Raw genomic sequence first — 23,571 nt, forward strand, 5'->3', positions numbered from 1 at the left:
GGCTCAATTAGGTTAAAAGATGGATAAAAACTTCGTCGCCAGCGGCACAACCTTTGCTATCCTCTTCGAGAATCAGCAGGCAATTGGCTTGGGCGTACGATTGGAGGCGATAAGATTCTTGCGCGTGTAATGGTTCGACAGCATGTCCATCGTATCGTGCCTTAAGGAAATGAGTTAAACCGGGCTTTTTACTATAAGCATGTGTTGTATGGGTTTTGATGGAACGTGTACGTTGCGGAAGCTGCATCATATGCTCCAATGCGGGGGCCACATAGAGGTAAAAACAGGTTAGGGCAGAGGAAGGATTGCCCGGTAGCCCAAACACCAACTTTTCATTTCTTGTGCCAAAAAAGAGTGGTTTTCCCGGTTTTTGACGAATACGATGAAAACGCTGTTTAATACCGCTGGCCTTAGCCGCATCCACGACATAGTCATAGTCGCCCACGCTGACTCCACCAACTAAAAGAACCATATCCGCTTCATTCAATGCATGCTCTAAAGCTGCCTGGAGCTGGCTTCTGTCGTCCGGCACATGCCGACTTTCAACTTGTAGTATGCCTTGCTGCCGTAATGCAGCTTTTAGCTGATAGGAGTTAGACTCATAAACTTCTCCATATCCAAGTGTCGTACCGATAGGTTTCAGTTCGTCTCCGGTGAGAATAAGCTGTATCCGTGGGGGCGCAGTAACAAGAACATCCCTGCATCCGATGCCTGCGAGATAGCCAATAGCAGCCGGAGTCAATGATGTTCCTGGGAGCATGGCGATGCTGTCGGCCTGCACCTCTGACCCTTTGGGACGTACATTGTCCCCCAATTGTAGGGCTTCATCGCGAATCTGGATTGTATTTGTATCGCTCAAATCTACTTTTTCCTGCATCACTACCGTATCTGCGCCTCGAGGCAGAGGAGCTCCAGTATAAATGCGCATCGCCTGTCCTGCTGTCAATATTTTTTCGACTGTGGTGCCTGCAGGAATTTTGTCCACGACAGAAAGTTCCCGCTCTTTGTCGCTATACCGAATAGCATAACCATCCATGGATGACTGCGGAAAAGCAGGAATTGACTGCTTTGCAACAACGGTTTGGGCCAAGGTATAGCCCAAGGCTTCCTCGAGGGGGAACCGTAGCTGTTTTGGCTCAGGCAGATGATGATGGATAATATCTTTGGCCTGCTGAACACTGATAAACTGATGGGGGAGATTGAAATAATCGTCTAGCGTATCGATATCATACTTTGCGTCCTCATAAGAAAATACGACACGATCGTCGGGAAATTGCTCGGCTACTTTTTTAGCCCCCTGTTGTCCCTCCAGACACATCAGATGCTCAAAATATTTTCTGTCAAAAAGTACCGGAGCGCCCCATATGCCTGAAAAACCGGTTGCTACAATACCTTTATCAGTACTATCGGCCAATTGGATAAGCTGCTGAAAGACATGTCGGTCAACGAAAGGCTGATCGCATAGACTGATTATACAACGATCCAGATTGGGATGATGTTTTAATAACTCCCTTAAGCCTACACCAATAGAGGTAGACATCCCGGTTGTCCAATGTGGATTGATTACCACAGCGGCATTACTGTCCTTCAGCGCTGTGTTGATAGGGTCGGGATAAGCACCTATCACAACGGATACCTTGGCATTGGGTATCGCCAGCGCTTCCCTGCTGATACGTCGCAATAAAGTCTCACCTTCAAATTCGAGCAGCTGCTTCGGGAGGCCGAGCCGCGAAGAATTTCCGGCCGCTAATATGACTATACCAGTTTGTTTTATCATCCGCCAATCGTTATCATACTCCGATTCTTGAGAAAATCGGTGTCTATTTGTTCAAAATCTGTTGTTAATTGTCCCCCTAATTCCTTTGCTTTGGTGCTAATGGTAGCTTTTATCAATGGAAGTACTTCATTGCCGGTCCTTAATGCTGTCAACAGATCAGTTTCACTCGTAGAGAATAGGCAATTTTTGAGTTTTCCATCTGCTGTAAGCCGTATCCGGTTACATCCTGCGCAAAAAGGGGCCGTCATTGTACTTATAATAGCAATACGCCCAACGTGTCCGGCAATCGAAAATGCTTTAGCGGTATCGTGTGGACCTGCAGTGATCGGTTCTATGGGATAGCTCCGCTGAATAGTCGCTAGAATATCGGCCTGTGTGTACACCTGGTTGCTGCTCCACTTGTTCCCACTGAATGGCATAAATTCGATAAAACGGATTTCTATCGGCTTCCTCGCTGTCCATGCAACAAAATCTAAAATCTCATCGTCATTGATGCCTTTCATTACCACCATATTGATCTTGGTATGAATTCCATGTTTAAGCAAAAGGTCTATATTGGCACGTACACGGTCAAAATAATCCCTTCGTGTGATCTGAAAAAACCTTCCGGGTTGCAAGGTGTCCAGGCTGATGTTGATGCTTTTGAATTTTGCGTCCACAAGCTGAGGCAACATGTCGTTGATACGGATTCCGTTGGTGGTCATATGAAGTTCAACCGGAAGTTTGGACAAACGTGCTATAATGTCGGCTGCATCCTTGCGAACCAAGGGTTCACCTCCTGTAAGGCGGATTTTGCTGATTCCTTGATCGACAAACAATCCAGCCAATTGCTCAATTTCGTCCACCTGCATCAATTTATCATTCGGGGTAAAGCTATACTCTTCCTCCGGCATGCAATAGAAACAACGGAGGTTGCAATTATCGGTAAGCGATATGCGCAGGTAGTTGTGTATCCGTCCAAATGTATCCGTCAGCATGATGTCTTCTAAATTATTGTGGGGTATTCAGTATGTATTTTCGTTTTGAGGAACTTTAATGAAGTTGCCGGCCTATTATTCAACACAGCCTTGATCTCTGCAACGATTGCTATAGCGATCTCTTCGGAAGTTTCGGCACCGATATCGAGTCCTACTGGGCCGTAAATAATGTTTCGTTGACTTTCGGTAGCGGTCACACCAGCCTCTTGCATATCGTCGAACATGCGTAGTAATTTGGTCTTTGGACCCAAAGAGCCAATATAACGTGTCGATGTGTGCATCAAGTTTTTAAGGAGTGTGAGATCGTAAGCATAGTTATGTGTCATTAACACAAAAACAGTCCATGGATCTATGCTTAATTTAGCTGTGATCTCAACTGCTGGTGCGGCAATAAGCTGATGAGCTCTTGGAAAGCGTGCCGTATTGACATGGCTGGCACGTCCGTCAACCACCGTAATTTCCCAGCCGAGCAGATGCGCGATCTCTACGACAGGTTGCGCATCATTACCGGCACCGACAATAACCAAGTGCACCGTAGGAACGAGGTACTCAATGAGTACTTCACTGCTTTGACCATTCTCCTGAAAGGAAGTGAGAACCGATTTTCGTGCTCTTTTGGCAAATTGGATATGCTCGTTCAGTGGTGAATAGTGAGCATCTAGGGCAAAAGCCTGCTCCTTCAGATCTTTAATAAGTAAGCGGGTTCCTTTTTGTTCTCCTTTTCTGTCCGTAGAAAAGAACGTAATCAACAAGCCTTCTTCACGCTGTTGAAGCAAGCGTTGCAGCAACGCGATGGGATGATCCTTTCGTTGTAGGTCTATATATTCAAAAAGGATATGAACTATACCGTTGCATCCCAGTTGTAACCCGATTGACGAACCTTCCTCTGTATTCGTATCGTAACTGACGAGTCGATTTTTCTGTTGATGGATAGCTAAGAGGGCTTTTTTTAGGGCATCTCCTTCAAGGCATCCGCCGCTGATGGCTCCCGTCATTTGCCCGTCTTCTGTTACAAGCATGCGGGCCCCGGGTCTTCGATAGGAGGAACCCTCAACCTTAACCACAGTGGCAAGCACCATCCTTATATTTTCGGAAGCAGCTACATCGGCAGCTAAAACAATGTCTTTAATCTCTTTCATGCAACTACGGGCAAGACAGTGGAACGCGGATATAATGATTAAATTAACAGCAATATGATACAATGCCGTTTATCAAATTTAATGAATTACACGTTAAAAAACACCAAAACTGTAATAATGGTAAAAACATCTGTAAAATGTATAATTATTTGATTAATTTAATTAACGATTTTGTACCACAGAATAAACTGAATGCTAGCGTATAGTAAGAAAACTTATCCCATTTTAACCGATAATATATCGCTTACATAAACAAGAAAAAACAACGATTATGGCAAAATATTCAATTTTAGTAAATGGCAAAAAGCACGAAGTTGATGTGCTTGAGGATATGCCCTTGCTTTGGGTACTCCGTGATATCATAGGTCTTAAAGGGACCAAGTTTGGTTGTGGAAAAGCGCTATGTGGTGCCTGTACCGTACATCTCAACGATACTGCAATCCGATCCTGTTCATTTCCGGTCTCTGCGATCGGTGAGGGTAAAATTACAACAATCGAAGGGCTTTCAGAGGAAGGTGATCACCCTGTTCAGGAGGCCTGGGAAAAATATGTCGTACCCCAATGCGGCTATTGCCAAACCGGACAGATCATGAATGCGGCAGCTCTTTTGAAGAAAAATGCGAAACCTTCAGTAGCCGAGATCGAGCAAGCAATGCAGGGCAATCTCTGTCGCTGCGGTACATATAATAGAATCAAAGCAGCCATTTTAGAAGCAGCCGGTACACCCGTTACAAACGGCTAGGTATTATCAAAAATATAAACAAGATGAAAATATTAGCTCCTTTTCAAAAAAGAAAAACCGATCGGGTCAATTCGGAGATTTTTACTGTTTCTAGACGCGACTTTTTAAAAGCCAGCGGCTTGCTTACTGGTGGCTTGGTTCTGGGTGTAAGCTTCTTTAGCTGTGATGACAAGGGTAAAAAAGTGGCTACTGTGGCTCCAAATGTATATTTAACAATTGGTTCAGATGGCAAAGTGACCATTGTCGCACATCGTTCAGAGATGGGACAAGGTATCCGCACGTCTCTTCCCCTTATTATTGCTGACGAATTGGGGGCCGACTGGACGAAGGTGGAAATCATCCAGGCTGAAGGGGATGAAAAAAAATATGGTAACCAAAACACAGACGGTTCCTTTTCAGTAAGGATGTTTTATAAACCCATGCGGGAAGCCGGTGCTATAGCGCGGTTACTCCTTGTTCGTGCTGCAGCCAAAGAATGGAACGTTGACGTAGACCAATTGGATACCAAAAATGGACAGGTTATCCAACGGGAATCCAGCAAGAAAAAGGATTTTGGCGATCTGGTAGAAACTGCAAAAACCCTCCCTATTCCGAAAGCCAGCGAAGTGAAACTGAAAGACAGACAGCAGTTCAATATGATCGGCAAAGAAACCCCGATCATTGATCTGCACAATATTGTCACCGGAAAAGCCGTGTTTGGAATTGATGCCGTTGTCGAAGGGATGAAAATTGCGGTCATTAAACGGTGCCCGGTCGTGGGCGGCAAAGTAAAAGCCGTAAACGACAGTAAAGCCCTGGCTGTGCCGGGTGTTCTCAAGGTGATTACGATCAAGGGTGCCGGACTGCCAGCCACCTTATCCAAACCATTGGCTGGGGTGGCTGTCATCGCCGAAAATACCTGGGCCGCCATAAAAGCCAGGGACTTGTTGGAGGTTGAATGGGAGATGGGACCCAATGCCGGCTACGATTCAGCCAAGCAGATCGAAGAACTTAAGCAGGTGGTGGCACAGGAGGGAACACTCCGTCGTAAACGTGGCGATTTCAACGCCGCAAAAGCGAATGCAAAAAAAGTTATTGAACACACGTATATTGCTCCTTACCTGGCGCATGCCACCATTGAGCCGCCCTGTGCTTTGGCTGTCGTGAAAAACGGAAGCTGCGAAGTGTGGGCCTGTACACAGAATCCGCAGGGCGCACGTGATGCAGTAGCCACCGAACTGGGTATGGCAGTGGACAAGGTAAAAATGAACGTAACCCTCCTGGGGGGCGGATTTGGCAGAAAGTCAAAACCTGACTTTATCCTGGAGGCAGCAATATTGGCCAAAGAATCTGGTCTGCCGATCAAGGTTCAGTGGACACGTGAGGATGATATTCGTCATGATTACTACCACGCCATGAGTGTACAGCGTATTGTCGCCACCATCGACAGCCAAAATAAATTGAGTGGCTGGGCCCATCATATTGCTAATCCGTCTATCTCTGCGACAGAGGATTTATCAGTGGTACAGCCCAGCGACGGCGAGTTAATGTTGGGAGCTTCAGATTTCCCTTACAATGTTCCAGCAATAAATATTGCTACGCATGATGCTAAAGCCCATCTGCGGATTGGCTGGTTGAGGTCTGTACGTAATATTCCACAGGTTTTTGCCGCTGCGACAATGCTCGATGAAATTGCTGAAGCAAGAGGAATGGATGCCGTTTCGAATGCCCTGGAGCTACTAGGTGAAGACCGCCACATTACCTTTGAGCAGGAACTGATCAAGACAAGCTATCCCAATTATGGCGAAAAGATCGAAGATTACCCTTGGGATACAGCACGCATGAAAAAGGTGATCGAGCGCGTAGCCAAGCTTTCCGGATGGGGTAAATCCATGCCAGCAGGTACTGCCCTGGGCTTTGCGGCACATAAAAGCTTTTTAACGTACGTTGCCTGCGTGGTAGAGGTCAATGTGGATCAGAACAAGAAAATCAGTATTCCCAATGTCTACTATGTGGTGGACTGCGGACTAGCCGTCAATGTAGACCGTATCAAATCACAATTTGAAGGTGGCGCACAATTTTCCGCAAGTCTGGCACTCAAAAGTACGATCACGGTAAAAGATGGTCAGGTAGAGCAGGGTAATTTTGACGGGTATCAGATCATTCGGATGCCGGATTCCCCCAAACAGATCCATGTGGATATTATCGATAGCGACGCAAAACCGACCGGAGTTGGAGAGCCCCCTGTACCGCCATTTACACCGGCACTCTGTAATGCGATTTATGCGGCAACAGGAAAGCGGATCTATACCTTGCCAATTGATCTAAGTATTTAAGCACAATGAATTAAAATAAGCACCATAAATTTAGTATATTTAATCTATGTGAACTGGCAACCATGGAATCCAACGCACTGCTCAATACGACTTTAAAACAGATTGACCTTGTCAAAGTGACGGGTCGTATCCCAGCGCATGTCGTGGATAGCATATCGATCGAAGAACCGCTGGAAATCAGAATATGTACGTCAGTTGACGGAAAGGCCGACTATAAAAATATTTCAGTCACGATGCGGACACCCGGCCATGATGCCGAACTTGCTACAGGATTTTTATTTACCGAAGGCCTTATTTCTGCGATCAGCCAGGTAGCAGCTGTGGATCGTTCGGAAGCACCCTGCACAAGAAATAACGACAATATTGTTATTGTGAGACTGAACGACGGATTTGCCCCCACAACAAGCGCCTTAGATCGAAATTTTTACACCACGTCAAGTTGCGGTGTTTGTGGAAAAGGCTCCATCGCAGCAATCAAAACGGTTAGTATTTTCAAGGATCTGGCGCCTATATCCTGTGCAATTGCATTAGATATACTCTATCGCTTGCCGGATCTCCTCCGTGTCGCACAGGGGAATTTCTCAGCCACCGGCGGTATACATGCTGCTGGTCTGTTCAATTTACAGGGGCAGCTCATCGCTTTACGGGAAGATGTAGGACGGCATAATGCACTTGATAAACTTGTGGGGCACGCATTGTCCGCCAATTTGTTGCCGTTGCAAAAACATATCCTGGTTTTGAGTGGCCGGGCGAGTTTTGAATTGGTACAAAAGGCAGCCATGGCCGGGATACAGATTATTGCAGCAATAGGTGCGCCATCAAGTCTAGCGGTTGAATTGGCCAAGGAATTCGGTATCACTTTATTTGGTTTTTTACGCGAACATAGATGTAATATCTATAACCTGGCAGACCATGTTAAAATAGACGGATTAGCGGGGATGCTCGACTACCCGACAGCATTAGATCAAAAAATAGAAAGATGAAAATAAGGATTAAAGATAATTCCGTTAGACTGCGATTGACGATGTCCGAAATTGATAAATTGGGCAATACAGGCGAAGTAGCCTCCCGAACCGAATTTATCAACCAGCCCTTTGTATACCGCATCCTGCAAACGGATACTGAAGAACTCATTGCTTCTTTTGTTGAAAATGAAATTGTGATTGGACTATCTGCCAATATGGTAAAGGAATTGGTGGCGACAGAGCGGATAGGTTTCGACGGGCAGTCGGGACCAGTTAAAATTCTCGTGGAAAAGGATTTTGCCTGCATCGACAATACCCTGGAGGATCAGAGCGACAACTTTCCGAATCCCAATCTTAAATGCTAAGCACATAGAAAAATAGTGTGAACTGTCCCAAAATCTTATGTTATGGAAGAGAACAATAAGCAAAAATTGGAGCAATCAATCAAGAAGGAGCCACAGGCAGAAAATCCTTATAAGCTCTTGGATCTGAAATTGACACCCGTAGAAAAATCAGCGGCTGGAATTCCGGCTGTATTGGCGGCATTTGCCGATCTTATAGAAGAGAAAACGCTTATCCGGGGTACCAAGGCGCTGTTCAAAATGAATCAGGTAGGCGGCTTCGACTGCCCGAGTTGCGCTTGGCCTGATCCAGACGATGAGCGTTCGCCAGTCGGTGAGTACTGTGAAAATGGCGCAAAAGCACTGGCAGAAGAAGCTACAACAAAAAGAGTCACCCCAGAGTTTTTTAAGAACAATTCAGTGTACGATCTCTCACAGCTCAGCGACTATGAGATCGGTAAGATGGGGCGGCTGACAGATCCGATGTATCTGCGCCCGGGAGGAACACATTATGAACCGATCAGCTGGGAAGGTGCTTTTCAAAAAATCGCCGAACAGCTCAATGCCTTGGAATCGCCGCATCAGGCCGCCTTTTATACTTCAGGCCGTACGTCTAATGAGGCTTCATTTGTCTACCAATTATTTGCCAAAGAATTTGGTACCAACAATATGCCGGATTGCTCTAACATGTGCCACGAAACCTCCGGTTCGGCACTTCGCCCCACCATTGGAATCGGTAAAGGCACAGTCAAACTGGACGATTTTTATGAAAGCGAGCTTATCGTTATCATCGGTCACAATCCAGGGACAAATGCACCTCGTATGATGAGTGCGCTGGAAAAGGCAAAAAAGAATGGAGCCAAAATCATTGCTATCAACCCGCTGCCCGAAGCTGGATTAATGGGGTTTCATAATCCGCAGCAGGTCAATGGGATCATCGGCAAAGGGGTGAGTTTGGCCGACCTTTATCTTCCCGTGAAGATCAATGGCGATATGGCACTCTTAAAAGCACTGGAACTTATTTTACTGGACCTCGAAGCTAAAAATCCGGGCCTGGTTATTCATTCCGATTTTATTAACAGCAAGACAACGGGCTACTCGGACTTTTTGGCGCAATTCAGTAAAGCGGACTATAATCTGGAGCATCTGAGCCAGCTAAGTGGCATTGCAATTCCCGATATGCAAAAAGCGGCTGAACTGCTCGCTTACAGAAATAAAATTATCTTTTGCTGGGGCATGGGCCTCACCCAGCAGCCCAACGGTGTTGATATGATTCGCGAGATCCTCAATATCTTGTTGATGAAAGGAAGTATCGGTATTAAAGGGGGCGGTGTCTGTCCCGTTCGGGGGCACAGTAATGTACAAGGAAACCGTACTATGCTTATCGATGAAAAACCTACCGACGAGCAGTTAGATAGGCTGCAGCAGTATTTTGGCTTTAATCCACCCCGTGAACATGGTTATGATGTGGTGCGTGCAATTAAAGCGATGCACGCCGAAAAAATCAAATTCCTGTTTTGCATGGGCGGGAATTTTTTGTCCGCCACACCCGACACAACATTTACGGCAAATGCACTGCGGAAGCTGAATTTATTGGTCGCTGTTTCCACCAAATTAAACCGTGGCCATCTGATCCATGGCAAGGAGGCGCTTATCCTACCGACTTATGGACGCAGCGACAAGGATATTGTGAACGGTGAAGTTCAGATCATCAGCACGGAAAACTCCATGGGTGTGGTTCAATCTTCGAAAGGGGTATTGGATGCTGTTTCCAAAAATCTGGTCAACGAAACACAGATCGTTTGCCGGATGGCAATGGCAACTTTAGGAGATCGGTCGGTAGTCGACTGGAAACGTTACCATGACAGCTACGACGCGGTACGTGATGCAATTGAGCAATGTATTCCCGGTTTTGAGAATTACAATGTGAGGGTACGTCAGCGCGATGGATTCTATCTGCCGAATGGCGCCCGTGATGCACAATCTTTTTCGCATGAACTCGGAGGGCGAGCACCATTCACATTAACGGATATCCCCGAAAACCATCTGGATGACGATGAGTATATGATGGCAACAACGCGAACCCATGATCAGTTCAATACCACAATCTATGGGCTGGACGACCGCTATCGGGGTATAAAAAATGAGCGACGTGTGGTATTTATGAATCAGAAAGATATTGATAAAGCTGGTTTTAAGGCTGGAGAAAAAGTTGATCTGTATAATTACGATGATGGTATAGAACGCGTAGCTCCCTTATTTTTGATCGTTTCCTACGCTATTCCTGAAAAAAATACGGTAACCTATTTCCCCGAGACGAATGTTTTGGTTTCGGTCAACAATGTCGTAAAAGAAAGTAATATGCCAGCTTCCAAATATGTGAAGATTAAAATAAAACGACATGACCCTGAGGTATACAAGAAAGTGGATGAAATGCTCTACCGTGGCGCACTTCAACGACCTTAATCTTTATTGTTGATCATGGCTTTTACACTGTCGGCCTCGGCAGGGGTATTGACATTGACAAGGGTATTGACATCCGGGGCTTCAATACATAGGGCCCGATGTTGTATCAATGCCCGGCGTGGTGAAAGTTTATGTTGAGTCTGCATCTGCTGGAATATGGGCAAACTACTGGGTTCCCAGATCGCCAACAATGGCTCGGGCAAGCTGTCCCGTTGGCTTTTAAATGCGGTGGCGATCCTTCGAGGGTCGCGATGTTGTATTAAATAGGCGATCGCCTCGGGGTCGACCAGAGGTAAATCACAGGCCACAACCAACCAGGCTCGATCGGGCCGAAATTCAAAAGCAGTCAGCATTCCACCCATAGGACCAATGTCTGTATAACGATCGGAAAGCCATGCGTAGGTTGAAGTCATCTCCTTGCCGTCCGCTATTTCATCAAACTGTTCTACACGACAGGAAATGTATACCTCAACGCAATAATTCCCTAACATATCGGCCAAATAATAGACCTGTTCTTTACCATGCCAACGCATCTTTTCTTTCGCTCTTCCCATGCGTTGGCTTTTGCCGCCGATAAGTACCAGGCCGTTTAATGGAGGTAAGCGATTATTATTCGGAACTATCATGTTGTATTCAATGGATCAGTTGTATTGAAGTTACGTATTTCAACGCAAATTGGAAACATTCCCATCAACTATCTCAGGCTGTTTTCAACGCTAGTCAATCCCGACTTTACCGGCGTTGTCTCTAACAGTCCGGTGTCTACGAAAGAGGTCGCCCTTGGCGATACCGTAGTGATTGATAACCAAAAAATATCAGATTGGATGTACTTAGAGAAGGGAGTATTACGAGGAGGTTATACGATCCGTGCCATCTACTATTCTTTATCACTAAAAACAATGACCAATTGAAATTATAGACCTGTTTTTGATGATGGGATATGTAATGATTAGGATCAAGTTTTCTTGTAAAATGTATTGACATGGACGGGATCAAGATTTTAAGTACTACTGTAGCAGATTATCAAACTCACTCGTATTGTTGATATATCAATAATAAATAACCAAGAAGTTATGAAAAGAAATTACAGAATCCTACTTCCAGCCATCATTATTGTCTTTCTTAGCTCTTGCAAAAAAGATGAAAAGATAGCCATTGATAACCTTATCGGTAAATGGACCGTGGCAAATGATGATCCTAAAATGGCCGTAGATGGTTCCGTTACATACAAATTCAACTCAGATATGACCTGTATTAAGAATATCTACGATGCGCTTTCAAATCGAGATACTACAATTTACAGAACCTATGTATTAAGTAATGATAAGACTTTGGTTACGCTCTTCGATGAACGCAAGGTATATACAGAACAGTATCTGATAAAAAAATTGAATACGAAGGAAATGAAATGGGAGAACGCTTCCCCAAATGACGGTAACGAGAATAAGAGGTTAGTTCGATCTAACGATCAATAGATTTCATTAACTTTTCAGATGAATGCGGGGCAGGAGTCAAGAAGATAATGGCAAATATTGGCATCGGATCTTCAGTCGCAATCATGACAATACGAACGGATATACAATTAAATAAAAGTAAATTTTACCTTAAAGGCCGGTATTTATATAACATTCACCTTTTATTTAGATTTGAGAAATAACTGGTACAATAACTGCTTAATTACATAAATGACTTTTAGAACCGTTTCGGAATGGTATTGGGAAAGGGAATCCATCTCAAAAAATCATTCAAAGAAATGTTCAGAAATAAGACCGCAAACTGTAATTCATAGATCGAAATGAGAAAGATTATCTGGAGAGGCTTGGTTTATAAATCCTGGGAAGATTGCACGATAGAACTGAAAAATGATGCCTATTATGTAAAATCGTCTATCATTGGCAACTATTTAAACCGTATTTATAATGTAGATTATGTTTTAAAAATAGACAGAAATTGGTGCATACAGGAATTTGAAATAAAAACAGAAATTGAAGGGCACAAAAATTTAATTACCGGTACAAACGCTGCAGGTTTATGGTCGATTAATGGAATTCCTAGACCGGAGTTCAATGAATTTCTCTTTATCGATATTTCGGTTACACCTTTTACAAATACATTGCCAATCAATAATCTGTCACTGGATATAGGGCAATCAAAGTCTATTGATGTCATATACATCAACATTCTTGAAAATGAAATAAAGCCAGTCAAACAGCTTTATAGCAGAAAGAAGAAGGATGAATATCTGTATGACAATCTTGATACCGTATTTTCCTCGTCGATCAAAGTCGATCAGAAAGGCATTGTAAAGAGCTATCCAGGTCTATTTGAGTTAGTTTTGGAAGATTAGGGAAGATAAAACAACCCCTATTCATATGGGATTTAAGAATCAAGCAATAGCTTCAGATCTTCAATCACTTTTGACCAATATGCTCTCGTCACTTCACGCTGGCTTTCATTTTTTAATTTATCAACATGAAATGAAATTGTTGTTTTATCTTGATTTTTCGAAGGAATAAATCTGATCTGTAAATTGGCGTCTTCTGTGAAATCTTTGTGCCTCCACTTTGTTCGGATATGGGAATATTTATTAAAAGTTGAAAAACCCTGGTCTACACCTTCAGACCAATAACTTAATCCCCTGTCTGAAAAAAAGACATTCCACAATGTTTCCAGGTTTGCTGGCATAGTTTTTCTGATTCCGAACTGCCAGCCTGCATCTTTTGTTAATCCTACGTTATTTTTCATGTAATTGTGTTTCTTGTTAAAGGTGATTTCGTATTTGAATATAATTATTTCTTTTCAACAGAAGCAAATGCCCTGACCGGAAAAGTCCCCACACCTTTAAATTTTGGTGGAGCGGCTGTAAACGTAAAATTCTCAGCAGGTAATTTATTCAAATTGCAGAGATGTTCAACGATTAAAATCCCGGCACCCAATAGCACCGTATGAACAGGTCTTGTTCTGCCATCCGTGTCATCTATATTATGGGAATCAATACCTACAAGTTTAACTTTACAGTCCCGAAGATATATTGCCGCCTGTTCGGTAAGAAACGGATGGTTCTGATAATATAGCTCCGTATTCCAATGTTTATCCCAGCCGGTCTGTATTAATACAGCCTTATTCCTGATTTCTCTATTTTTAAGATGATCTTCTGTAATTTTCAGGGTTTCTGTAAATGGTATATGGATCATCACAGCATCCAGCTGTGCAAAATCTTTCAATACTGTTTGAGCTGTGTCTTTGCCATCCGCAAATCTATGAAATGGACAATCGATATAAGTTCCGGTGTTAGTGACCATCTCTATTTTTCCAATCTGAAAAGATGTATCGCTATCATAGTTCTGTTTTGATTGTTCCCTGGAGAGATAGTCGCAAATAATCGGTGCGGGTAGCCCCTTGTAAGTGATCAGGCCATCCTCTATTGTATGACTTAAATCTATTAAGAAATCTTCCGCCACACTTTCATCAATTGGTTTACGTTTATGGGGCTCAATGAGGATTTCTTTGTTAAGGATATTAACTTTTCCTACCATGAGCAACTGCATATCTTCAACGATGTAGTCCGCCAGGGCACTGTCAATGATATCGTCTCCAGATATATCTAATCTGAAATCTTCCCCTTTGATACTACCGCCGTTCGTAAAGAATATCTCGAAGTCAAATTTTACTCTTTTTTCCATAAATGATTTCAATTTTACTATGACAAAAGTGTGGAAATCTAAATATTGTTTACTTGACTTAGATCAATTTGGTTGATTTTTTTACTCCTGATCCTACTGAGTGTTTCAGGACTCATCCCAAGGTATGAAGCAATATGGAAAAGCGGTATCCGATTATCTGCATCCGGGAATTGTTTTAGAAAATAGTGATATCGTTCATTGGCATCCAAAAGCAGAAAGGAACTTTCCCTGCGGCATTTTTTGATATATTCATTGGCTAAAATATTATTCAATAAAATATTCCATTTGGTATCCTTCCGGAGCAATTTATCTATGAGATCCTTTGGTATGCTTATTAAATCACAATGTTCAATGCATTGAAAATGCAAGTTCGTTTTTTCCTGGGTAAGAAAACTTGTAAACGCAGTAAAAAAATCATTTTCAAAAAAGAATTCGGTATTGATTTCTTTATAATCTTTCTGATAAAAACTTCTAACAGTTCCCTTTTCTAGGAAAAAAAGCCGATCGGCAACATGCAGCGGTCTGATCAGGTTATTTTCCTTTTCTGCGGAAAAAATACTGATACTATCCGTCAAGAGTAGAACCTCCTTATCATTCAAAGGGAACAACTGCCTAATAATTTTAATTAAATGATGTAATCGATTATCTTCCAAATTTTATATTTTAAAAATTCAATAATTGATGCATATTCTTGACAATGTAGATAAAATCTTATTAATGAAAATAGTAAAGATTCTTCAATTGGATATATTAAATTTGTTAAACATACCCGAAATACACAAAAATGAAAATTAAACCAAATTATAGATTTTACAGTCTCCTGGTTTTATTGCTGTTCTCGGTACGGTACTTACCTGCCCAGACTACTCGTGCCGATTACAATTATTTTATGGAGGAGTTTCAAAGACTTTTTAATGAAAAAAAATCAGACGTGATTTACGGGCAATCGTCCGCCACTTATCAATCTAAAATTTCAAAAGAAAAGTTTTCGTTGGGAATGCGGAAGTTTGTGGCAAATGTGGGCCTGATGCAATATTTTTCTTTTGTTGATTCTACTAAAAACGGGTATAATTATACCATTCAATTTGAAAACTCCGAACAATTATTTTCTGTTCTGCTTGACAATGAGAAACAGGTTCTAAGGATGAATTTTAAGGAACTGCCATTTTTCATAGAAGATAAGAATTTCAAAGCAGAAAGTAATAATCCGTTAAAAGACTCCATAGATTTGCTGGTGGAAAAAATCGTCAGGCCTTATATTCAAAAGGGTGCTGCCACAGGTATTATGTTAGCGGTAATTGATGGAAAGCGACAAAGAAAATATAGTTATGGAGCTATTGCTAAGACAAGTAAACAACTTCCAGATGCTTCCAAAAGTATTTTTGAGATTGGTTCAGTTACAAAAATTTTCACCTCACTTTTATTGGCAAAAGAAGTCGTTGATGGCAATATGCGATTAGAGGATCCGATCAGTAAATACCTGCCCGATTCCATTCCTCGTTTAGCATGGCATTGTCATCCGATCACACTTGTTCAATTATCAAATCATACCGCTGGATTTCCTCGGCTCCCGGATAATATTTTTACGACTAATGCCGTTCCGGCAGATCCTTATAGTCATTATAAGGTTGATTCACTCTTCCATTTCCTTAAAAATTATCATGTTTCGTCTCAGACCGGAGTCAGATTTTCTTATTCAAATTTAGGCGCTGGGGTTTTAGGTGTAGCATTAGAACGTCATAGTAACAAAAGTTTTGGACAATTGGTCATTGATAATATTTGTTTGCCCTTGGGAATGAAAAATACATCGCTAGGGGATACCGACGTGGTACAAGGATACGATGAAAAAGGTAGGCCAACGTCGTATTGGCACTTGGAATCTTTGGCGGGGTCTGGTGCCATAAGATCTACATTGGACGATATGATTATTTTTATGAAGGCACAGTTAGGCTTCAAAAATAAACTGACAAAGGCCATTCATTTGACACATCAGCTGACTTTTGCAGATAAGGATCAAACTATGGCATTGGGTTGGCGTGTTAAAAAAGCTGGAAGTAAGGCGATATTTCATCATTCTGGAGGTACAGGTGGATTTAGGTCTTTTGTGGCATTTGATGATAAATCTCAAAAAGCAATTATTATTCTGTCCAATGTTGCCTTGGATGTTACTGCTGTCGGATTTTCGATATTTGAAAATTACCTAGACCAATCTCCTATTGAAAGATAATGGCTTGCGCAATAATCAGAGACGCATTTTCAAATTTTTAAGAAGGCCTCGGTCTATGATTGAAACCTAGCGGCCATTGCTGCGTTGCCGGTACGTTTATTTTTTCGAGTTTACACCAGTGTTTGAATATGGACTTTGTCGTTACCTAGTTTTAGAAATCCGCAATAATAATCTTTTTCATTCCCATCATTTTTTTGAACGCGCCTGGTCTTTTGTTGAGTTCCTCCCAATTTCCAGGACAAACCTGCCAGCTTAATCCGTATTTGTCTTTGAGCCACCCGCAAACGCTCTCCTGTCCTCCATCCGATGTAAGTGCTTCCCAATAGTAGTCTATTTCAGTTTGGTCTTTGCAGGGGATCATCAGCGAGATAGCCTCGTTAAATTTGAATATCGGTCCGGCATTGATCCCGATAATACGCATTCCCAGAATCTCAAATTCCACGGTTAGTACCTTTCCGGCGAAATCCTTTTGGAAATCAGCCAGTCCTTCGGCTTCTGAATTCGGGTAATAGGTAGTATTGATTATTTTTCCATCTTTGAAAACCGATAGGTAATATGCCGCGGCTTCCTGTGCGTTGCTGTCAAACCAAAGGTTTGGAATTATCTTTTGCATAGCTTTATATTTTTTGGTTATTGTTACCCTATTTGAATTTTGATTATTTACAGTCTTATAAATTTAAAAGATTTGTTCTTCGATCGACTTGGCATAGGGTAAGAAATAGAACTGTCGATATACAGTTTGCTGAAGAACATTAATTATATTTATTCATCAAATTATCGTTAAGCGAGTTTAGGATGAAGGAATTATTAATTATAGATATGCAATTATAAGAATGATGCAAGATTCGATTATGATAAACGATGTACTGTAGAGCCAGTTTGGAGCTAGTTAAGACATGCTCGAAAACGCGATTTATATGTTTTCCGATGAACATTGGGACACCGCATTAGATTTTTGGTATCTGTCTTTCCGCTGTCTCTTTTGGCCAGATTATTATTTATCTGTAGAACCCAGAAAATTTGAACCACCAAAACCGTTTACATTTTCAGAATTTGATCGGACAGGCAAAAAGCCGGACAGGACATATACCAGGTCGGAAATTCTTACGTGTTTAGAGCACTGTAGACAGAAAGCTAGAAAGCATATAGAAGAGTTCACACCGAGCAGAATGAATGCCCGTTGGAACAACGAATCTAAAAACTTTTCTTTCCTTGAGATTCTCTTGTATAATATGCGGCATATTCAGCATCATGTTGCACAATTGAATTTATACCTTAGACAGACTATTGATCGTGCTCCCAAATGGGTATCTCAGGTGAAAGAATAAACTAGTGCTAAGGCCGAGCCGAGACGCTTTTTTTTAACTCCTGTATCTCCAAAGGTCGCAGCGCTATACCCCTTTTAAGCCGTGTATATGGAATCTTTGATAAACATGGATTCGATATACGTATTAGGTTCTTCAGATTTGATTGTTCCATTAATAACCTTCGGGAATACTGACTACTTAAGTGGAAATAAATGTAAGTAGATTCCGATTCTTCCAAAATTTTCCTAACATTTGTATATATTTAAGAAATACCAGCTATAATATGAATTCTAAATCAAAATTGATATTTTTTGTTTTATTTTTATTAACTCTAATCTTAATAGTAGTGGCGTTTTACCTCACTTTTTCCAATGTAGTCGTTCCACGCTGGAATACATTAATTATCCCTGGGCATATAGTTAAGATCTCCGTCATGACAATACTATCGATTTGGTCAATATGGTTGGGAATAGTTTTCTTGTCAAACATAACCAAATCTCGAATCCGATAGTATATAAATTTATTGTTGATTAGTTGGCCAATGGATAAACGAAAGAATATGATTAACATCTTATATTTGAAGCGATTTTTATTTTTAGCTTTTTGTCTTTTTAGTCTGCAGTTAACTGCTCAGGATCTTTTGGGGTATGAAGCGATTCTGAGTGGCTCTTCAAACAGTGTAAGTTCTATAAACCATCATCATCCTAACGATCGAATCTCTTTTGTTGAGCTGAGTACCAAAGATATTCCTCTTTTAAAAGATTGTTCTGATAGCCTATATAAGGTTCGCTATTTAGGGCTAAAATTTGAAAATCAGTCCCAATTAGATAGTCTTTGTCAATCATTATATTTATTCCCCCATGTGGAGGCTCTTGTCTTTAAGGAATTTAGAATTAGAAATGATACTTTGCAGCCTGTAGGTATATTACATCTTGACGATACTTTTTATAAACAAAATCAGTTGAGGGCAATAGCATTTGAGGGCAACTCTAAAATAAACTTGGCTGGCGAAATTTCAAACCTGAATAAGTTGCCCATGCTACACTATTTAATTTTCAAAGCTTTTCCGGTGCAGTATATCCCGAAAGGTTTAAAAGAAAATTATCAATTGAAAGGCATTTCGCTTAATTATAAACCTTTATTGGATCAATTTGAATTTCCGTCCCAATTAATCGAAATAGCTATTAGCGCTACTTCGCCAAGTGACCGCGTTGATCATGTATTGGATATACTTCCCAATAAAGAGCGAATTGAAACACTTAGTTTAAGCTACTTTACGGTTAAAGACACAGCAATATATTCAGACCGAGGATTCAGGTCCCTCAAAACGTTAGTATTAAATTTTAACGATATCGATGACCTAGGACGATTTACGAATAATTTCAGCAGCAGCACTCAATTGAAATATCTGAACTATTCAAACGGACCTCTAAAACAGATTTCTTCCTCTTTATTTCAATTCAAAGAATTGCGGGAATTGCAGATTAAAAATACAAAGTCTGCATTTTATCTTCCCAAAGAGTTAGCCCAGTTAAAAAAACTTCGTCTACTCGACCTATCTGACAATGCAATTGATAGCCTGCCGGATGTCTTGTTTCAGTTAACTGCATTAAAAAATCTAAACCTATCCTATAATAAGCTTGGGTTTCTTTCAAATGATGTGGGGAAATTGACAAGTATAAATACCTTACAGCTTCAAGGAAATAAGTTACAGTATATTCCGGTTACGATCAATGGTCTTCATAGATTACACGAGTTAAATGTGCAAGCTAATCCGATAGCTACACTACCGTCATTTGCTGGATTGAAAAACCTCGAAATATTAAATTTATCGTATTGCAATTTAAGTCGGTTGCCCGAAGACATCGGTACATTGTTGAGTTTAAAGAATTTTGATGTAAGCGATAATTTTCTAAAAGCATTACCAGAAAGTATTGCAAAGCTAGCGAAGCTCGAAAAATTAAGAGTCTCTACGAACTTACTGGAAAAACTACCCTTTCATATGGCGAGGCTGGCCAATCTCCGGGAGCTATATGCCGATATCAATCACCTGAGTGAATTACCCGTTTCTATCGGTGATATGAAACAGTTGAGGATTTTAAATATAAGTCACAATGATATAACTGTGCTCCCTGAATCGCTAGGTCAACTTGTTAATTTACATGCGTTTTATGCGATCAATAGCCGACCTTCACATTATAATGTATATGATTCATCGAGAGAAATTTATCGCAAAGACGACCCCAAAACCAACCGTCAGCTTGCCAGTACAGCTCTTCGTAGTTTTCCAAATGATCTGAAAAACTGGAAGAGTATTAACACTATTCTAATATCCAATAATGATTTCTCGTCTTTTGAAATAGTAAAGTCATTATTCACTATTCCATCGACTTCATATGCTGTAGATCTCTCTCATTGTAAAATTTCCACTTTACCTTTAGCAGGATGGGAAAAATTTCTTGGTAAGGAGCTACTTTTGATGGACAATAATATAAAAGAGGTTCCAAAAGAAATGGTCGTAGCACCACTATTGGAGAGCTTGAGTTTCCGACGAAATAAACTACCAGAATCGCCCAAAAATCAAAACTCCTATGCAGAAAAGCGTAGCGGTGTAATGTTGTACTTCCAACAGATTGGTCTGATGGACATGGATGATCTGCCCAATGATAATAATATGGTCAATGCGCTTGTGGAGCGGAGTAGCCAATCCTTTATTTTCGACAAGGATTATAAGACAGCTGTTGAGTTGGCAGATAAGGCCATTGAACTTAATCCAGATCTAACCAAAAAAACGCTCAATTTTAGAAATATTGGTGAGGCACGATTCAGACGTGGTGATTATAATGGTGCAATATCCGATCTGACGAGAGCTATTCAGCGCGACACTATAGGGCCGATTCGCATAATGAATTTTGTTGTCCCCGAATTTGAAAATAGAGCCAAAAGTTATCTCGCCGTCAAGGATACCCTAGCGGCAATTCAAGACTATCTCACCTTGTCGAAGCAGTTTAGAATTGAAAGCTGGGTCGACGTGGGTCTCTTGTATCAGAAGACTAACCAGAAAGAAAAGTCTCGCGAGGCATTTCAGAAAACAATAGATTATTACTGCAAGCGGATTGCAAATGAAATGGAAATTCAAGCGAATAAAGAATTGTATCGGCTATGTATTCTGGAAATCTATATCGTATCCAATCAACAACAAAAAGCTAAAGAATATGCTGCAGAGATAGGTTACGACATAAAAGAAAAAGATCTAACACCTGTTTATCTTTATTTAAATTCAGTGATAGACATAGCTGAAAAGAAAAAACCTCGTTTCGATCCATCATTATTTAAAGATAAGGTAAGTAGAAGCTGGGGTTACGATTTGTTACTGGAATGGACTGATGGTGCTATTATTAATAATGAGCAAAAAATACAGATACGTGATTTAACCTTTGCTATGGAAAAGCTGCGGTGAATCATTTCGAATTAAAACGTGTAATATGGACCTTAGTGGCGATTTCGGGCATTGAGACCATGAGATTCCGAGGCGAATTGACCACTTTAAATAAACCATAAAAGTAAGTGAAAATGGTTTTGAGACTTTTCAGCGTAACATTCAAATGTTCAAAATTGCCCGGATTAACTAGTCATCGGTTTTCGAATCTGGATAGTCAACTGCCCTGAAATCTCCAGCTTGGCTAGAGGAAGGCGAATACTCGCTTTTCAGAACTAGAAATATTGAATCTTATGTTGATTGAAAAAAATTGCTAGATTTGAATGTAAATTTTATCTACTTAAACTGAAAAGCAAGAAGTCGCGCATTAGTTAATGAACTCCGATCAACAGATTTGGCAAATGTTTCAAGTTGGACATGAACCATCGTTCAAAATACTTTTTGAACGATACAACCAACTGTTGTTCAATTATGGGTTCAAGTTCACACAAGATGAGGCGATTATCGAGGACAGTATTCAAGAGCTATTTGTTAAGTTATGGTGTAACAGGGAGAACTTAAGTACAGATGTTGCGGTCAAAAACTACCTATATAAGGCTTTCCGTCGTACGTTGGTGAAGAAAATTGAGCAATCACTTCGGCGGACAGAAGTGACGAATTCTTCCGTTGATTATTTGCCATTTACCATTGAGCTTCCACATGATCTTACTATAATCCGTCAGGAACGTGCTACTGAGGTCCGGGATAGACTCGATCAAGCACTGCAAAAGATGACCGCTCGTCAGCGCGAAATTATTCATCTCCGCTTTTTTGAAGAATTGCCCTATACAGACATAGCCGAAATAATGGGGCTTTCGACCAAAGATACCTATAAACTGTATTACCGTGCGCTAGACAGTTTGAAAAAACACTTTGGCAGGTTTGGTCTTTTGGTACTGCTCTATTTGCTCAACCAGCTACGATATCAATAAATCTTACATCTAACTGTAAGTTTTTCCACAATATATAAAATAACCAGTATTAAATTATCCTGAATGGCGTTTGTGCCTTTTGGGTTGATTTGACTGGCATTGCTATTTTTAAAAAAAATAAAATTTATTGGGGTAAAATTTTTGTGAAGGGTGTAACCTATATAAAACAGTATGAATTCTAGGTTAGCAAAATATAAAGATTATACGGCGACGGACTTTTTTTCGGATGAGGACTTTGTGCAGTCTACGTTTCAGAATGAAGCTGCGCAACAGGATTTTTGGCAGGAACTGGGCAGTCATTATCCAAATTTGGCCGCCGAAATGGATATTGCAAGATCGTGGATGCTGTTAATTAAAGCACAGAAACCTGTTCAAAGCAGCTTAAATAGTCATCAGCGTTGGACGAACATCCAAAGTCAGATTCCAGTTTATGAGAGGAAACAAGTGCAAAAATCGATTATTAGAACAATTCTTCGATGGACAGCTTCAGCGGCGGCACTATTGCTTCTTGGAATATTGAGTTATGAAATTAGCCAATTTGGTACAAAAGCAGCGAATACCGCATTTGGTGAACAACGTGAATTGGCTCTTCCAGATTCTTCTATTATCAAATTAAATAGTAATTCCCGCATTTCCTATGTACGCAGTTGGAAAACCGATAAACCGCGTGAAGTCTGGTTAGAAGGGGAAGGTATGTTTGAGGTAAAACATACAGCAATTAAAAATCGCCTCCGCGAAAACGATCTCTTTGTCGTGCATGTGGGCAAACTTTCATTGACGGTGTTGGGGACAAAGTTCAATGTGAAGGATCGCCGTGGACGCATCGAAGTGACCTTGTTTGAAGGAAGCGTACGCGTTCAGGGGCAAAATGGAGAGGATCGTGTACTGGCACCAGGGGAGATGTTCATCTACGACGAAAATTTAAAAACTAATGAGATCGTTTATAACGATGCCAACAAAGTGCTATCCTGGACTCGGGGCGAATTGAGCATTGAGCACAGTAACTTAGCCAATATAGTAAGTGTGTTGGAAGATAACTATGGCTACCAAGTGGTGGTTGAAGACCCAGCATTGCTCAATAAGCGGTTTACCGGTGTCATTCCAGTAAAAAAGATTGATGACATTCTCTTTGTTATCAAACATACGATGAATGTAAACATTGAAGTGAAAAACAAACAGATTGTAATAAAACCTAACTAAAACAACTATTAATCAATCAAAA

The 23,571-nt window shown here is 41.1% G+C and carries 21 protein-coding genes; 13 read left to right on the plus strand and 8 right to left on the minus strand.

The genetic code is table 11. The features are described from left to right. Nucleotides 1–7: 7 nt before the first annotated feature. The 3 genes from glp to B4N43_RS15015 are packed head-to-tail and all read right to left on the minus strand — an operon-like array spanning nucleotide 8 to nucleotide 3,893. Nucleotides 8–1,777 (minus strand): gephyrin-like molybdotransferase Glp, encoded by a 1,770-nt coding sequence (glp, locus tag B4N43_RS15005; RefSeq protein WP_286735482.1) that lies wholly within the window; start codon nucleotides 1,775–1,777, stop codon nucleotides 8–10. Further along, the gene (gene moaA, locus B4N43_RS15010; protein WP_286735483.1) at nucleotides 1,774–2,754 is read right to left on the minus strand and encodes a GTP 3',8-cyclase MoaA; all 981 of its coding nucleotides are present in this window, start codon (nucleotides 2,752–2,754) and stop codon (nucleotides 1,774–1,776) included. Before moaA ends, glp begins: the two co-directional genes overlap by 4 nt. 8 nt (nucleotides 2,755–2,762) lie before the next feature. Beyond that, nucleotides 2,763–3,893 carry an XdhC family protein gene (locus tag B4N43_RS15015; RefSeq protein WP_286735484.1) on the minus strand — a complete coding sequence of 377 codons (1,131 nt, stop codon included), beginning with the start codon at nucleotides 3,891–3,893 and terminating at the stop codon, nucleotides 2,763–2,765. A 271-nt stretch (nucleotides 3,894–4,164) separates the two neighbouring features. On the opposite strand from B4N43_RS15015, the gene B4N43_RS15020 reads away from it, so the two are divergent. The 5 genes from B4N43_RS15020 to B4N43_RS15040 all read left to right on the plus strand — a co-directional run bounded on the left by B4N43_RS15020 (nucleotide 4,165) and on the right by B4N43_RS15040 (nucleotide 10,722). Further along, nucleotides 4,165–4,635, plus strand: a complete 471-nt coding sequence (locus B4N43_RS15020; protein ID WP_075993703.1) for a (2Fe-2S)-binding protein — start codon at nucleotides 4,165–4,167, stop codon at nucleotides 4,633–4,635. 23 nt (nucleotides 4,636–4,658) lie between these two features. Further along, complete coding sequence (locus B4N43_RS15025; protein WP_075993702.1) at nucleotides 4,659–6,950, plus strand: xanthine dehydrogenase family protein molybdopterin-binding subunit; 2,292 nt, start codon at nucleotides 4,659–4,661, stop codon at nucleotides 6,948–6,950. 62 nt (nucleotides 6,951–7,012) lie between these two features. Further along, nucleotides 7,013–7,933 carry a formate dehydrogenase accessory sulfurtransferase FdhD gene (gene fdhD / locus B4N43_RS15030; protein WP_075993701.1) on the plus strand — a complete coding sequence of 307 codons (921 nt, stop codon included), beginning with the start codon at nucleotides 7,013–7,015 and terminating at the stop codon, nucleotides 7,931–7,933. Further along, entirely contained in the window at nucleotides 7,930–8,280 is a 351-nt protein-coding gene (locus tag B4N43_RS15035; protein WP_075993700.1) for a DUF7009 family protein, read from the plus strand. The genes fdhD and B4N43_RS15035 overlap by 4 nt, the downstream gene beginning before the upstream one ends. 42 nt (nucleotides 8,281–8,322) lie before the next feature. Continuing rightward, the gene (locus B4N43_RS15040) at nucleotides 8,323–10,722 is read left to right on the plus strand and encodes an FdhF/YdeP family oxidoreductase (RefSeq protein WP_075993699.1); all 2,400 of its coding nucleotides are present in this window, start codon (nucleotides 8,323–8,325) and stop codon (nucleotides 10,720–10,722) included. Here B4N43_RS15040 and B4N43_RS15045 read toward each other — a convergent pair. Continuing rightward, entirely contained in the window at nucleotides 10,719–11,348 is a 630-nt protein-coding gene (locus tag B4N43_RS15045) for an NTP transferase domain-containing protein (protein WP_286735485.1), read from the minus strand. The two genes, B4N43_RS15040 and B4N43_RS15045, sit on opposite strands and share 4 nt — an antisense overlap. Nucleotides 11,349–11,372: 24 nt before the next feature. On the opposite strand from B4N43_RS15045, the gene B4N43_RS15050 reads away from it, so the two are divergent. From B4N43_RS15050 to B4N43_RS15060, 3 genes are all read left to right on the plus strand, one after another. Further along, the gene (locus tag B4N43_RS15050; protein WP_075993697.1) at nucleotides 11,373–11,633 is read left to right on the plus strand and encodes a DUF2314 domain-containing protein; all 261 of its coding nucleotides are present in this window, start codon (nucleotides 11,373–11,375) and stop codon (nucleotides 11,631–11,633) included. Nucleotides 11,634–11,795: 162 nt separating this feature from the next. Then, nucleotides 11,796–12,197, plus strand: a complete 402-nt coding sequence (locus B4N43_RS15055; protein ID WP_075993696.1) for a hypothetical protein — start codon at nucleotides 11,796–11,798, stop codon at nucleotides 12,195–12,197. Nucleotides 12,198–12,517: 320 nt separating this feature from the next. Next, complete coding sequence (locus B4N43_RS15060) at nucleotides 12,518–13,069, plus strand: putative glycolipid-binding domain-containing protein (protein ID WP_075993695.1); 552 nt, start codon at nucleotides 12,518–12,520, stop codon at nucleotides 13,067–13,069. A 32-nt stretch (nucleotides 13,070–13,101) separates the two neighbouring features. Here the strand turns inward: B4N43_RS15060 and B4N43_RS15065 are convergent, their stop codons facing one another. The 3 genes from B4N43_RS15065 to B4N43_RS15075 are packed head-to-tail and all read right to left on the minus strand — an operon-like array spanning nucleotide 13,102 to nucleotide 15,058. Continuing rightward, the gene (locus B4N43_RS15065; protein WP_075993694.1) at nucleotides 13,102–13,467 is read right to left on the minus strand and encodes an SRPBCC domain-containing protein; all 366 of its coding nucleotides are present in this window, start codon (nucleotides 13,465–13,467) and stop codon (nucleotides 13,102–13,104) included. Nucleotides 13,468–13,511: 44 nt separating this feature from the next. Then, the gene (locus B4N43_RS15070; RefSeq protein ID WP_075993693.1) at nucleotides 13,512–14,405 is read right to left on the minus strand and encodes a cyclase family protein; all 894 of its coding nucleotides are present in this window, start codon (nucleotides 14,403–14,405) and stop codon (nucleotides 13,512–13,514) included. Nucleotides 14,406–14,443: 38 nt separating this feature from the next. Continuing rightward, nucleotides 14,444–15,058: a Crp/Fnr family transcriptional regulator gene (locus B4N43_RS15075; RefSeq protein WP_075993692.1), complete on the minus strand. Its 615-nt coding sequence runs from the start codon at nucleotides 15,056–15,058 to the stop codon at nucleotides 14,444–14,446. Nucleotides 15,059–15,189: 131 nt separating this feature from the next. On the opposite strand from B4N43_RS15075, the gene B4N43_RS15080 reads away from it, so the two are divergent. Then, the gene (locus B4N43_RS15080) at nucleotides 15,190–16,632 is read left to right on the plus strand and encodes a serine hydrolase (protein WP_286735486.1); all 1,443 of its coding nucleotides are present in this window, start codon (nucleotides 15,190–15,192) and stop codon (nucleotides 16,630–16,632) included. A 151-nt stretch (nucleotides 16,633–16,783) separates the two neighbouring features. Here B4N43_RS15080 and B4N43_RS15085 read toward each other — a convergent pair whose 3' ends face one another. Beyond that, complete coding sequence (locus B4N43_RS15085; protein WP_075993690.1) at nucleotides 16,784–17,245, minus strand: VOC family protein; 462 nt, start codon at nucleotides 17,243–17,245, stop codon at nucleotides 16,784–16,786. A gap of 304 nt (nucleotides 17,246–17,549) precedes the next feature. Between B4N43_RS15085 and B4N43_RS15090 the strand changes: the two genes are divergently transcribed. The 4 genes from B4N43_RS15090 to B4N43_RS15105 all read left to right on the plus strand — a co-directional run bounded on the left by B4N43_RS15090 (nucleotide 17,550) and on the right by B4N43_RS15105 (nucleotide 23,549). Further along, the gene (locus B4N43_RS15090; protein ID WP_172840722.1) at nucleotides 17,550–17,960 is read left to right on the plus strand and encodes a DinB family protein; all 411 of its coding nucleotides are present in this window, start codon (nucleotides 17,550–17,552) and stop codon (nucleotides 17,958–17,960) included. A gap of 538 nt (nucleotides 17,961–18,498) precedes the next feature. Beyond that, complete coding sequence (locus tag B4N43_RS15095) at nucleotides 18,499–21,399, plus strand: hypothetical protein (RefSeq protein WP_286735487.1); 2,901 nt, start codon at nucleotides 18,499–18,501, stop codon at nucleotides 21,397–21,399. Nucleotides 21,400–21,752: 353 nt separating this feature from the next. Continuing rightward, the gene (locus tag B4N43_RS15100; protein WP_286735488.1) at nucleotides 21,753–22,349 is read left to right on the plus strand and encodes an RNA polymerase sigma factor; all 597 of its coding nucleotides are present in this window, start codon (nucleotides 21,753–21,755) and stop codon (nucleotides 22,347–22,349) included. Between the two features lie 171 nt (nucleotides 22,350–22,520). Then, nucleotides 22,521–23,549 carry a FecR family protein gene (locus B4N43_RS15105; protein WP_075993687.1) on the plus strand — a complete coding sequence of 343 codons (1,029 nt, stop codon included), beginning with the start codon at nucleotides 22,521–22,523 and terminating at the stop codon, nucleotides 23,547–23,549. The last annotated feature ends 22 nt before the right edge of the window (nucleotides 23,550–23,571 follow it).

This window comes from Sphingobacterium sp. UBA1897 (assembly GCF_002337775.1).
Taxonomy (GTDB): domain Bacteria; phylum Bacteroidota; class Bacteroidia; order Sphingobacteriales; family Sphingobacteriaceae; genus Sphingobacterium; species Sphingobacterium siyangense.